The 13,751-nt window shown below is 42.9% G+C and carries 12 protein-coding genes; 6 read left to right on the forward strand and 6 right to left on the reverse strand.

The annotated features are described in order from the left end of the window. Positions 1 to 85 precede the first annotated feature (85 nt). Together QO187_RS00520 and QO187_RS00525 are read right to left on the reverse strand one after the other, a co-directional pair. Positions 86 to 580, reverse strand: coding sequence for a hypothetical protein (locus QO187_RS00520; protein ID WP_101205368.1), 495 nt, complete (start codon positions 578 to 580; stop codon positions 86 to 88). Between the two features lie 390 nt (positions 581 to 970). After that, positions 971 to 2,269: a CNNM domain-containing protein gene (locus QO187_RS00525; RefSeq protein WP_101205369.1), complete on the reverse strand. Its 1,299-nt coding sequence runs from the start codon at positions 2,267 to 2,269 to the stop codon at positions 971 to 973. A 547-nt stretch (positions 2,270 to 2,816) separates the two neighbouring features. On the opposite strand from QO187_RS00525, the gene yajC reads away from it, so the two are divergent. From yajC to QO187_RS00555, 6 genes are all read left to right on the forward strand, one after another. Continuing rightward, positions 2,817 to 3,146, forward strand: coding sequence for a preprotein translocase subunit YajC (gene yajC, locus QO187_RS00530; RefSeq protein WP_057759529.1), 330 nt, complete (start codon positions 2,817 to 2,819; stop codon positions 3,144 to 3,146). A 378-nt stretch (positions 3,147 to 3,524) separates the two neighbouring features. Beyond that, on the forward strand, positions 3,525 to 5,402 hold the full coding sequence (gene secD, locus QO187_RS00535) for a protein translocase subunit SecD (RefSeq protein ID WP_101205370.1): 1,878 nt from the start codon (positions 3,525 to 3,527) through the stop codon (positions 5,400 to 5,402). A 9-nt stretch (positions 5,403 to 5,411) separates the two neighbouring features. Continuing rightward, positions 5,412 to 6,674: a protein translocase subunit SecF gene (gene secF / locus QO187_RS00540; protein ID WP_101205371.1), complete on the forward strand. Its 1,263-nt coding sequence runs from the start codon at positions 5,412 to 5,414 to the stop codon at positions 6,672 to 6,674. A gap of 231 nt (positions 6,675 to 6,905) precedes the next feature. Beyond that, positions 6,906 to 8,312, forward strand: a complete 1,407-nt coding sequence (locus QO187_RS00545; protein ID WP_182176705.1) for an MATE family efflux transporter — start codon at positions 6,906 to 6,908, stop codon at positions 8,310 to 8,312. Between the two features lie 155 nt (positions 8,313 to 8,467). Continuing rightward, entirely contained in the window at positions 8,468 to 9,199 is a 732-nt protein-coding gene (locus QO187_RS00550) for an AzlC family ABC transporter permease (protein WP_101205372.1), read from the forward strand. Then, a complete protein-coding gene (locus QO187_RS00555; RefSeq protein WP_101205373.1) occupies positions 9,189 to 9,548 on the forward strand; it encodes an AzlD domain-containing protein in 360 nt (119 codons plus the stop codon). Before QO187_RS00550 ends, QO187_RS00555 begins: the two co-directional genes overlap by 11 nt. A 118-nt stretch (positions 9,549 to 9,666) precedes the next feature. Here the strand turns inward: QO187_RS00555 and purF are convergent, their stop codons facing one another. The 4 genes from purF to QO187_RS00575 all read right to left on the reverse strand — a co-directional run bounded on the left by purF (position 9,667) and on the right by QO187_RS00575 (position 13,617). Further along, complete coding sequence (purF, locus tag QO187_RS00560) at positions 9,667 to 11,202, reverse strand: amidophosphoribosyltransferase (RefSeq protein ID WP_101205374.1); 1,536 nt, start codon at positions 11,200 to 11,202, stop codon at positions 9,667 to 9,669. A gap of 236 nt (positions 11,203 to 11,438) precedes the next feature. After that, entirely contained in the window at positions 11,439 to 11,936 is a 498-nt protein-coding gene (locus QO187_RS00565) for a CvpA family protein (protein WP_101205375.1), read from the reverse strand. A 30-nt stretch (positions 11,937 to 11,966) separates the two neighbouring features. Further along, positions 11,967 to 13,001, reverse strand: a complete 1,035-nt coding sequence (locus tag QO187_RS00570; RefSeq protein WP_057759514.1) for a quinone-dependent dihydroorotate dehydrogenase — start codon at positions 12,999 to 13,001, stop codon at positions 11,967 to 11,969. 214 nt (positions 13,002 to 13,215) lie between these two features. Beyond that, positions 13,216 to 13,617, reverse strand: coding sequence for a hypothetical protein (locus QO187_RS00575; protein ID WP_227522930.1), 402 nt, complete (start codon positions 13,615 to 13,617; stop codon positions 13,216 to 13,218). Between the last annotated feature and the right edge of the window lie 134 nt (positions 13,618 to 13,751).

Genomic DNA, 13,751 nt, shown 5'->3' on the forward strand with positions numbered 1-13,751 from the left:
TTATAGGTCGAAATCGCAGCTAGCTCAATCAGCTATCGCTTATATGACCCATTATATTTTTGAGTCTTGCTTGATTAATGGCGACTTAATTAATAGCCACCTGTGATACTGCGCGCAAGAGCACTGCATTACCAGTAGACAAGGTCAAGGTCACACGAGATGTGGTGACAAATGATACTTGCTGACCATTTTTTACCCAGCTCTCATTTGTCGTCACATTGGCTTTGGCTTGTGAACCAGTAATAACTACGTTGTCTACCGAAATATCATAGCGATAATTAGACGTATCATTCCAGCTGTTTTGAAGCAACTTTAAGTACGCATCTTTATCTAAACTGGTAGACTTTCCTTTTCTAGATAAAGAAATAAGCGCGTCGTCCGATACTAGGCGCGATACCTGATTGATACTTTGGCTATTCGCTGATGCTTTCATTGCGGCGGCATAGTTCTGTACCAAATCTTCGGTCATAGTTGCCGCTTGTGCATTGATACTGATGGTGCTGGCTACTGCTACGATTGCAGTGATGCTGGCGCTTTTCACCAATAGAGCTAATAGCCTATTTCCCAATAATTTTTTCATGATAATCCTTAGCGATATTTTTTTCGTTAGTGTCATATAGTGACGATTAACGCTCTTTTATCATTTATTTTGGCAGTGTGTCTGTATAGATATATCTATATAAGTATACTCATATCATATGCCGAGCCTATCATCGAATTCTCACAGCCATGTGACACCCTGTGTAATTATTGCGAATAAAAACACAGGCTATCAAATCAAATATCCATAAGCATTTATACTGCAGATTCTAGCCATAATAACTATATACTTTGTGGCTCTAGCTTGATAGTCAGCCCATAATGAGCTGACCATTTTTAAACCATCAATCTTTAGAACCATCAATACTTATGGTTAAGCTATTAACGTTAGAGTTTGGCTTGGCTTCATTAGGGCATAGTTAAGGCTTCGTTAGGACTTAGGTTCGTTGTTACTGTCTTCATATTGCTCATCATCGCTGAGCTTCATACCCAAACGCTCTACCCGTCTGTCCATCATCTGACGAGCCAAGGCCTGCATGTCTTCGACACGGTCTATCTCATCAACAATCTCAAGACCCAACAATGTCTCAAATACATCTTCTAACGTGACAAGTCCTTTAACTTCACCATATTCACCGACTGTAATCGCAATATGAATACGGTTTTTTAGCATCAACTCTAACAAGTCAAACAGCTTCATTTTAGAGAAAACAAAAGTGATGTCTCGTTGAAACTGCGTCAACGGCTTGTGCATAGCATGATTAACTTTAGCCAGTAGCATGTCCGTTTTTAGGACAAAGCCTGTAATGTTATCCAAGTCACCATCATAGATTGGCAAGCGAGAAAACGTTAGCTTTGGACGATCAACCAATAGCTCAGCGACGGTTTTATTCTCTTCGAATGCGAGCATCACCGAGCGCGGTGTCATGATGTCTTCTACTTTAATAGCGCCAAATGCGAGCAAGTTACGAATGATACGCGACTCTAGTGGGTCAATTTGTCCTGATTCTTCACCGATACTAGCAAGAGCAGCAAACTCACGGCGGCTAAAGGTTTGCGGCTCTTTACCGCGTACCAATAGTTTCGTCAGACGCTCTGAGAACCAAATTAACGGGTATAGCAGCATGATAATGCCACGAACGAAATAAGCAACCAAGCCACTTAGCTGACGCCAGTAAACCGTACCTAGTGTTTTTGGGATAATCTCAGACAAGAATAAGATAGCAAGCGTCATGAGCGCCGAAAACAGACCAAACCACGCACTACCAAAGACAATCGTAGCCTGTGCACCCGCACCGATAGAGCCAAGTGTATGGGCAACGGTATTTAAGGTTAAAATAGCAGCTAGTGACTGGTCAATATTGTCCACTTTGAGGCTTTTAAGCATTTCTGCTTTTTTGGGACTGGTTTCTTGTACATCCGCAATAAACGATGGCGTCATGCTCAGCAAAACAGACTCTGCTAATGAACAGACAAAAGAAACGCCAATAGCGAGTAAGACAAAAAATATCAATAAAGAAACGCTAAGCGCAGTTGGTGCTGCCGCCTCGCTGGATGTTGATACAGCACCAGCTGCCCACACTGCCTGCGGTAGCATAAGAATTGCCAATGCAGATAGTACTGAAAAAGAAGTATAACCAAATCGAGAACTAGTAGTCATTCTCGGGGGAGGTTCTGCAGATGCGTCTTTACGATGAGCGCGCGGACGACATAAACGAGGTACAAACATAAAAGTGGTGAACAAGTTAGGTAACCTAAAAAGAGTAAAAGAAAGATAATGTCATGAGCAATTTATATTGATTTTCAGATTATCATTAACAAAGTAATAAAAGACATCTGTCTATCGTATAAATAGTTACTCAAAGCCGATTTAATCGCTATTTCAAAGCCATACTATGCTTCAATAAGACGTATTATGGTTCAATACGTAGCATACTAAATGCAGGCAATCATTGCCATTTGATAGTAGCATTGATGATACCATTTCACAATAAGTCACCATTTTTAAGTTTTTGTTTTTTGATGACTTTTATTGCCCTACTATTAACGGTTGTATGACGACATCTTTACTAGCCAATTCATGACAGCTATTTAGCCTGAGGCTTTATATAGATTATCTGAATATAGTAAAAACATTGTTGTCCTACCCATTGGCTGATAGTATGCCTTACGCTAAGAAAAACACGCTCAGCCTATGATTAACAGTTACCAAGTCTGGGATTTTTTGTTACTATGCGTCTAATTTTATTATTGTCTATGACTTACTGAGAGATATTATGAGCTTATTTATTCAAGCTGCCCATGCTGCACCAGAGACTGCAGGTGCTGCAGGTCTATTCGGTCAGATTTTACTGCCTGTTGCGTTTTTTGCGATTTTTTACTTCTTGGTCATTCGCCCGCAGTCTAAGCGTACCAAAGAGCACCGTGCCATGGTTAACGCATTGACCGTTGGTAGTGAAATCATTTTTGCTGGTGGCTTAATGGGTCGTATCAAAGCAATCGAAGGCGATTATGCCGTTGTGAGCCTAAACAACAATACTGACGTGAAAGTACAACGTGCTTCTGTTATTTCAGTATTGCCTGCTGGCACGATCGAAAGCGTCTAATGAGAATGTTCACTGGTTTTTATTAGTGAACATTCAATAGTCGTCACATTAATGAATGTAATGACTAAAAAATGACCGTATATAATTTACGGTCATTTTTCACTATTAACACAGTAAGGTAAAATTGCTATATAAATTAGGCTTACTGTTTAGATGTCCTATCTTTATCCAAGTCAGCCATATGATTTTTGGTGACCAGATAAACAGACATCTGTATTATTTGCTTTACTGTTTTATGCGTTACTATCATCGCGGATGATCGCAATGGTGCATGATGACGGCTGCTGAACATAGCACTCGACCGTTGCTATCGCTAACTTCCCATCTGCTAACTTGTGGCCTACGTCGCCAGTCGTTTATCAACTTAAAGAAGTGATTATGCAATATCCCGCTTGGAAATACTTACTAATTGCCGTCGTGCTACTCGTTGCCGGTCTATATGCTGCCCCCAACCTTTATCCTGACGAACCTGCTGTGCAGATTACGAGCGCAGCCGCAGGAACTCAGCTATCTGAAGGCATCTTAACCGAGTCTCAAAGCTTACTCGAAGAGGCAGGTCTAGATAACCACGATGGTACGTTTGAGGGAAACAGCGCGCTGGTACGCCTCAACAACCCAGTCGATCAGCTAAAAGCGCAAGAAGTGCTACGTCAAAACTTGGGCGAAGACTATGTCGTTGCCCTTAACCTAGCACAGACTACCCCGCAGTGGCTACGCGATATTGGTGCAAGACCGATGAAGCTTGGTCTCGATTTGCGTGGTGGTGTACGCTTTGTACTCGAAGTCGATATGGACAAGGCGCTTGAACAGCGTTTGACCAGTGCCAGTCGCGATATGCGACGTGAGCTACGTGCTGAGCGAGTAGCAATCAAAGGTATCAAAACCGAAGATCGCGGCGTGGTATTGCATTTTGCTGATACTGACACTCGTAACCGTGCACAGAACGTATTGCAAGGCTCGATGAGCAATACGTTTAACTTGCAGTCTTCTATTGATGATCAAGGACCTGCATTGGTCTTATCGTATAACGATGCGACACTTGACGAAATCAATAGCTACGCGGTCAATCAGAACTTGACGACTTTACGTAACCGTATTGCTGAGTTGGGTGTTACCGAAGCTTTGGTACAGTCGCAAGGTGCTAGCCGTATCGTTGTTGAGCTACCTGGTGTACAAGATACTGCTGAAGCAAAACGTGTACTTGGTCGTACTGCAAACCTTGAGTTCCGTATGGTGGCAGAAGATGCCGATACCTATACTGGTGGCATACCACCAGCGGGCACAGAGGCATTCCCATTCGAAACACTCGATGGCCCGCCTGTATTGTTAGATCGTCAAGCGATCGTTACCGGGGACAAAGTAACCAACGCGCAAACTGGCTTGGATGAAAGCGGTCTACCTGAAGTAAGTATTACCTTGGATAGTGCTGGCGGTAAGCTCATGCAGAACGCCACTCGTACAGCGGTTGGTCAACAGATGGCTGTATTGTTCATTGAAAACAAACAAAGAATCACTTACGAAGAAGATCCAGCGACTGGTGAGACAACTGAAGTACGCACACCTTACGCTGAAACAAAGGTCATCAACCGCGCCAACATTCAAGCGGTATTGGGTTCATCATTCCGTATTACTGGTCTAGATAGTAGTGCTGAAGCAGCTGAGCTTGCGCTATTGCTACGTTCAGGCGCACTTGCCGCACCGATGTACTTTGTAGAAGAGCGCACTATCGGTCCATCACTCGGTCAAGAAAACATTGATAAAGGGTTGTTCTCTACGCAGGTCGGCTATCTATTAGTCTTCGCGTTTATGATTATCTTCTATCGTCTGTTTGGTGTGATTGCCAACGTTGCGCTAGCCGTTAACGTTATTATTATCATTGCGATTATGTCAATTTTGGGTTCATCACTTACCCTACCTGGTATCGCAGGTATCGTTTTAACCATCGGTATGGCAGTTGATGCCAACGTACTGATTTTTGAGCGAATACGAGAAGAGATTGCCAATGGTGTCCGGCCAAAGTCAGCCATTGTGGCAGGTTTTGATCGCGCATTTAGCAGTATTTTTGATGCCAACATTACAACCTTATTGGTCGCGTTTATCCTATTTGCGATTGGTACTGGTCCGATTAAAGGCTTTGCGATTACGCTAGCTATTGGTATTGTCAGCTCGCTATTCACTGCAATTTTGGTGACACGTGCACTGGTACAAATTGCTTATGGTAAGCGTAAATCCATCAAAAGTCTGAGCATCGGTTAGGAGAACATTATGGCGATCGATAATAACAACCCTTTAGAACAGCAGAATAATCCTGATCGAAATGGCTCAAACGGTGAGACGACTAATGCAAGTACGCGTCGCCGTAACAAACCGCGTCGTGATGGTAAAGGTAGCAATACTAAAACCAATAACCCTACTACCGCAAAGTCAGGCAAAAGCCCTAGTCGTCGCGGTGGTAAAGGTCAAAATGCCAAAGACAGTCAAGCGCTGTCTACCGCTATTGATTCTGACGTAATATCAGGTGACGCCGCTGATGATGCCGCAGCTGTTGCTGAAGGTGGGATCAAAGCGGTTGGTAACCAGCGTATTATTCCATTTATGAAGATAGAAAAGCCAATGGCATTACTATCTTTGTTTATGGTGATCGGTAGTATCATTGCTATCGCGGTAAACGGTCTGAACTTAGGTCTTGATTTTACTGGTGGTGTCTCAGCAGACGTTCGCTATGAGCAGCCTGTTGAGCAAGTTGCTGTTGTACAAGCGCTGGCAGACAATGGTTTCGATGATGCGGTTGTACAGTATCTAGGTACTCGTGAAGAGCTACTCGTACGTCTACCGCCTCAGTCTGATAACGTCGATGGGCTAAGTGCAAATCTGACGCAAGCATTGGCCCTACCTAGCAACACCGCTACAATTAGCAACGTGAATATCATCGGTAGCCAAGTTGGTAATGAGGTTTATTTAAACTCAGTCATGGCATTGGTATTGGCACTGGTTTGTATGCTTGGCTATGTTGCCCTACGTTTCCAGTTCAAACTGTCCCTAGGTGCAGTACTGTCACTATTCCATGATGCTGTCGTAACCATCGGTGTATTTGCATTGTTTGGCTTCCCGTTTGATTTGACGGTATTGGCTGCGGTATTGGCATTGATTGGTTATTCATTGAACGATACCATCGTTGTCTATGACCGTATTCGTGAAAACTTCCGCCGTGTTCGCGGAATTACGCCAGAACAGACGATTGATTTGTCATTGACCGAGACGCTACGACGCACGATTATGACCATCTCAACTGTTCTATTGGTCGTATTGGCTATGCTATTCTTGGGCGGTGATGGATTATACTGGTTCTCAGTAGCTCTGTTTATTGGTTTGCTTGCGGGTACTTACTCATCGACTTATATCGCCAGCTCGATTCCGCTGCGCATGGGTCTGTCGCGTGATGACTTTATCGTGAAAGTAAAACCAGAGTTTGAAGAAGAAATCGTTACTTTTAATGATCCAAAAATGTTTGAGCAAGACAACGTTTAGTAAGGTATATTAGATGGATTGATACGTTGAACTAGCGTGTCATTAGTCTTTATAGACCTACTGATTGTACAGCTACAACGTTTAAATAAGAGCACCTGACTCATGAATAATGAGTCTAGGTGCTTTTGTCTTTATAGCTATTTTGTCTCTCATATTAGATGTATTGCCTTACGAGTCTATTATCATTTAACGAACACACCTCTTTATCGTTCACGTATAAACGAGTCACCCATGTCAGCTAATTCCGCAACTTCTCACGCGATGCCACCTATTGACACAAGCTATAAGCGTATTGTCGCGATTGCATTGCCTGTGCTACTGGCCAATTTGGCTATGCCATTGCAGAGCGTTATTGATACGGCCATTGTAGGTAATATGAATGACACGGCGAAACTTGCTGGTATGGGTCTAGCCATACAACTGCTGTCGCTATTGCTTGTTAGCTTTAACTTTTTGCAGTATGCATCATCTGGGCTTGCTGCACAGGCATTGGGACAGCTGGCGAATAATACTAGCAATACATCGGCTGTATCAGTGCCCACGCCTTTGCTGTCTATCTTACAACGCGCGTTACTATTGGCGTTTGTTATTGGAGCAATATTGCTACTGGCAAAGCCCTGGCTGATTGATTTTGGCTTACAAGCACTATCAGCCAATCCTGAGAGTGGACGCGCAGCGAAAACCTACTTAGACGTACGCTTTTGGGGCGTGATCGCAGAGCTGATGAATTTTGCATTTATTGGTTGGTTTGCAGGACAAGGTAAGACCCGTTATATGCTTTATCAACAGGGCTTTATTGCCGTACTTAATATCGTACTGACCTTGTTTTTTGTATTTGCAATGCAGATGGGATTAGCTGGTGTCGCACTGGGAACGACTATTGCATTTTGGTTTGGAATACTGATGGCACTGTGGTTGAGCCGCCAACATCTAAAAATATCGTGGTCTGTATTATTCAAAGCGGATCGACAGTATTTTACGAAAGAAAAGATGCTTAGGCTATTTTCTTTAAACAAAGATATCTTTGTACGCACTCTTATCTTAACGCTAAGCTTTGCTTGGATTACTCGACTGTCTGCGCAAAGCGGAGATGTCATACTGGCTGCTAACGCTATTTTATTGCAAGTATTAAGCATATCTGCCTTCGCTTTAGATGGCGTCGCTGTTTCTGCTGAAACGTTAAGTGGACAAGCTGCAGGACGTCGCGATTGGCCACGGTTTCGTATTATCATAAAGCGTACAGGCGTGGTTAGTTATGGCCTTGCTATCATGTTAAGCGCCATTTGGTGGCTTGCAATGCCTACGTATTTGGGATTTATGACCAATATTGAGTCGGTATTTGCCCTCGCCTATGACTACCATTTATATGCCGTATTATTGCCTCTTGTCGGCGTTGGTGCCTATTGGTTGGATGGGATATTTTTCGGCTTGACGGCTGGTAGCGTGATCCGTAATGCGGCGCTGATACTGGCTGCTATTTTCTTTCCGTTAAGCTGGTTGCTCTATCAGCAATGGGATATGACTGGTATTTGGCTTAGCGTGTGGTGTCTATTATTATTGAGACTAGTTATTCTAGGTGGGTTTTTGTACCGTGCCAATCAGACTGGCAGTTATGAGAAGCTACAACCTGAAGCTTAGTTGATTTTATACTATGTTTGCTCTATCAATTTTCGATAGAGCATCTTTATTAAGCTCGTTTTTCATTTTTTAATTTTGCAGCAATACCGTTTGAATCAATAATTTTTATATCGATAGATTTATAAAAATATCATGAGAAAAATTTAGGATATCGTGTGAATACTCATTCAAATGAATTAAGTCATCAACCTGAAAACCGCTACCACTGGGCTGACGGCTTTAAAAAAAGCTTGCCAGTTGCTATGGGATATCTGCCTGCCGGTATTGCCTTTGGTGTACTCGCACAGGTGGCAGGTATCCCGATATGGGCAACGATTATGCTCAGTATCGTTCTCTATGCTGGTGCAGCTCAGTATGCTTGTCTGCCGATGCTAAGCGCTGGCTTACCGATTGGCAATATCGCCACCAATATTGCCGCGATTAATCTACGTCATGTATTCTATGGTATGCCGTTATTACAGTATTTACCGAAAAATAAGCTGGCCAAGACGTATTGTCTGTTTGCTTTGACCGACGAGACTTTTTCGATCATGACCAGCTTACCAAATGAGTCGCGACGAGCGCTGATACTTCCTATCAGCCTATTTAACCAAAGCTGGTGGGTGCTCGCGAGTACGGTTGGCGTAATGATTGGTAGTACGCTCAGTGATTTGGTGCCAAATTTAGATTTTGCGTTAGTTTGTCTGTTTGCAATTCTTGCTTATGAGCAATTTCAAAGTATCAAACGCTACTTCCCGATTGGTATTGCCGTGCTTGGCTTAATCATTGCTTCGCTATTTACCAGTGACTGGTTGCTACTAGTAGCCATCACTATCTGTATGTTGATGATTTTGGTACGTGGGTTTTGGATAGAGCGTCAAAAGACGGGAGACTCTTATGACCAGTAGTTATCTTATTTTTGCTACGCTTGCCATGGCAGCAGTGACCTTTATCACTCGTGCATTACCAGCACTGATACCTAGAAAGCTGCTGGATACACCTTGGCTACATCGGTTAAATGAGAGCTTACCGTTATCAGTGATGGTACTGCTAATTTTGACTAGCCTGTCCTATCAAGACATATCGATGACTGTTGCTTTAAGCGATACCGAACTACATCTATTAATGGCACAAGTCGGTGCACTTATTTTGGTATTGTTTATCTATCATATCAGCCGTCAGCTTTTGGTCAGTATGGTTGTCGGTATCGCAGCAATCAATGGTTTATTTTGGTTATTTAGCAGTTTTCTAGGCTAAAACTGTTTCGACCATTTATAAAACGCCAGTACCCTTAGCGATATTTTAAACATAAAAAAGCTAGATTCTATTTAGAATCTAGCTTTTTGTTATCTGAAAACAATGGCTTTAGTTTAGCTTAAAGCTCTTCTACACCCATCATATCAACTGGGGTATCAGCCACTATTTGTACGCCTTTTTTACCGGTTTTGGCCGTATCATTACGCTGCTCTTGCAGGTGATCAAGATACGCTTCATTAATTTGGCCAGTGATATAGCAGCCGTTAAATACCGCACAGTCAAAGCCTTCCACTCGGCTATGTTTGGTATCTTTTACTGCGTCAATCAAATCATCCAAATCTTGGAAGATCAAACGATCTGCGCCGATGATATCACGTACTTCTTCAACGCTATTGCCTGAGGCAATAAGCTCGCTACGTACGGGCATATCAATACCGTATACGTTTGGAAATTTCACTGGTGGCGCAGCACTGGCAAAAAACACCTTGTTAGCACCAGCATCTCGTGCCATTTGAATAATTTCATGACAGGTCGTACCACGAACGATAGAATCATCAACCAATAGGACGTTTTTGCCTTTGAACTCTAACGGCACAGCGCTGAGTTTCTGGCGAACTGATTTTTTACGCTGCTGCTGACCTGGCATAATAAACGTACGACCGATGTAGCGGTTTTTCATAAACCCTTCACGGTACTTGACGTTCATTTTTAGCGCCAGCTCCATTGCTGAAGTACGCGACGTATCTGGAATTGGAATGACCACGTCGATATCATGATCCTCACCCCATTCAGCAAGGATTTTATCTGCCAGTTTTTCACCCATGCGTAGGCGTGATTTGTAAACTGAGATGTTGTCCATAATCGAATCTGGACGAGCAAAGTAAACATATTCAAAGATACAAGGCGTGTATTCTTTTTGCTCTACGCACTGATGCGTATGTAGCTTATGGTTCAAATCAATGAAAATTGCTTCGCCTGGTTTTACATCACGAACGATAGTGAAGCCAGAACCTGTCAATGCAACTGATTCAGAGGCAACCATATACTCAGTGCCGCCATTCGGTGCCATACGCTTACCAAAGATAAGTGGACGGATACCGTTTGGATCACGGAATGCAAGTAAGCCATGACCAGTGATCAGAGCGACAACGCCATAAGCGCCTTCACAGCGTTTATAGACGGCTTTTACTGCTTCAAAGATATCATCAGCCGTTGGATGTGTTTTGCCTAAATTCTGCATCTCATGTGCTAGTACGTTTAACAGTACTTCAGAATCTGAGTCAGTATTAAGGTGGCGACGATCTTCGATATACAAAGATTTGGCCAAACTCTCAGCATTGGTCAAGTTACCGTTATGCGCAAGGGTAATACCATATGGTGAGTTGACATAAAATGGTTGTGCTTCGGCGCTGCTAGAAGTACCAGCTGTCGGGTAACGAACGTGACCGATACCGAACTTACCAACCAGTTTCATCATATGACGATTCATAAATACGTCACGTACCATGCCATTTTCTTTACGTAGATAGAGTCGCCCATCTTGCAAAGTGACAATACCTGCTGCATCTTGCCCGCGATGCTGTAGCATCGTCAAACCGTCATAAAGAATCTGATTGACTGGTTCGTGAGCTGCAACTCCAATGACTCCACACATAATAGCTATATCCTATTTTGACTCATACATTAGTACGACAATAACGGCAAAATTAACGACAGTATATTGCTAAAATCATTCACTGTCGCACGCCGCTAACCTGATGATATTGTAAGAAACTTAACGAGATTTTTCGATAACCTATGTTTGATTATCAGTGACACGTGCAAAAATTTAGAAGTATAAAAAGAAGTAAAATAATAGACAGTCAGATAAAATAATAGGCAATTAAACAATTATGACTGATTGACCTGATCCCAAGCCATGCCTAATACATCTGATACCAACGCCTTGCCCATCGGTGCATATGGCATTAGCTCTGGCGCTAGTACGGAGGTTTGCCACTGCGGCATCTGTACTAGCAATGGCGCACTGACGCTCAGTACAACCAAGACCATTAGTACGTTTTTGGCAGCACCCAGTACGCCGCCTGCCATTTTATCCAAGACGCCCAAACGTAAGGTTTTGAGCACGCCTGAGAATACAAACGCCATCAGATGCATGATTGCTAATATGGCAATCACTACCAATAAAAAGGCCATAGCCATCTGTAACACAGGGTTTTGTACGATACCCGTCAATTGGGGCGACACTACTCCTGCCAGCCTAGTAGCAGCGATAAGGGCGATAAACCAACCTACCAAGCCTATTACTGTTTTAATCAGTCCTACTTGAAAGCCGCGCCATAAGCCAATCAAGACAACAATAGCAATCACAATATCTAAACCACTCATGCTCTACGCCTTATTACCTTATTTATTGGATTAGCTTTCCATGGCATCGTAATAGCCACCGATTGCCTGTATGCAAGACTGCACCAGTCCAGGACCACGATAAATAAGCCCCGTATAGAGCTGTACCATGTCTGCGCCTGCTTCGATTTTTTTGACGGCTTTGGCACCACTATCGATACCGCCTACGCCTATCAAAGCGACTTTACCATCTAACTGATCAGAGAACTGTTGCAAAATCTGAGTACTAATATGACTCACAGGACGACCAGATAAGCCGCCCATTTGGTCGCCATCACGCAAGTCTTCGACACCTACACGGCTTAGTGTTGTATTGGTCGCAATCAAACCATCAATTTCAAAGTCTATTAATTGCTGCGAGATATAGTCAACTTGTAATGGCTCTAAATCTGGAGCAACTTTAAGCACTAATGGGACATAAAAACCATATTCAGTAGCCAGCTGACTATGACGATTTTTAATCGTATCCATTAACTGAGTCAGTGCTTCACCACTTTGCAAATCACGTAAGTTTTTAGTGTTTGGCGAGGAGATGTTGACCGTAATGTATGAGGCATGCGGATACACACGCTCTAAGCAATACACATAATCATCAGCGGCTTGCTCTACTGGCGTATCGGCATTTTTACCAATATTAATACCAATATTGCCTTTATATTTACAGCGTTTGACATTGTCGATCAGATAATCAACGCCTTCATTGTTAAAGCCCATACGATTGATAATCGCGTCTGCTTGCTTGATTCTAAACAGCCTTGGCTTGTCGTTGCCTACTTGCGGTCTTGGCGTGACGGTTCCTACTTCTATAAAACCAAACCCTAGCTCAGCCAGCGCGTCAATATAATCGCCGTTTTTATCCAAGCCTGCTGCCAGACCAACTGGATTAGAAAACTGCAAACCCATACAGTCTGTTGGTTGCATTGACTGACCATACGCCAAGCCTAAAACACGCGCTTTATGCGCTTTATCCAATAAAGATAGTGTCATCTCATGGGCGTGTTCGGGATCCATATTAAACAAAAAAGGACGAAGTAAGGCATAAGACATAGTGATGGCAGACCCTGCTTGGAAGAAATAGTGAATAAAAAATGCGAATGAAATCGGGCGCAGCGATTATATCAGCTTAACAGAAATAAGAGCAAAGTTTCAGTCGCTAAATTTCTACATTTAAGCAGTAACCAATACTGATGAATCTCTACTAAATAACGATAAATTGCCACTTTCTAAGCTAAAAACATAGCACAAAGGTACTCTTAAACGTCTACGGTACTGGACGCCCATCAGTCAACGCAATCCAACCACGTATAATGCGATATAAATGCCAGATAAAGGTGAAGGTCATAATCAGTAAACCAAGCCCGGCCAATAATATTGAACCAATAGCAATATTGCCACTATCCGCTAGTACGCTAACGCCAAAGCCGCCTAGTGCAAAGGTAATCAAAATAATGCCAATGACGAACCAAACGATACTGTACCAAAAGGTCTTGATTTGCCAATCGAAATGCGTGGCTAACCACGTACCATCAGCATCGTGGCGCTTGGCATAATTCATCACAATCGGCACAATCCACAATAGACCAGCGGTAAAGTAGCTGATCACATATAAGAAATAAGTGATGTGGTTATAAGTAATTAAAGAACGGCGCTTATCGTTGCTCATACTGTCCCGCATTATGTGAGGTTTTCCTTACTGGTAATATTTTTGTTCAATAGTCATATGATTAACTATTTAATGGAGCCGGATAAATGGCTTTTCAATGATACCAACGATAAAGCAGTATTCTGCTGACGAGG

Origin of the sequence: Psychrobacter sp. Arc9 (assembly GCF_041431295.1) — a bacterium.
Classification (GTDB): Bacteria; Pseudomonadota; Gammaproteobacteria; order Pseudomonadales; family Moraxellaceae; genus Psychrobacter.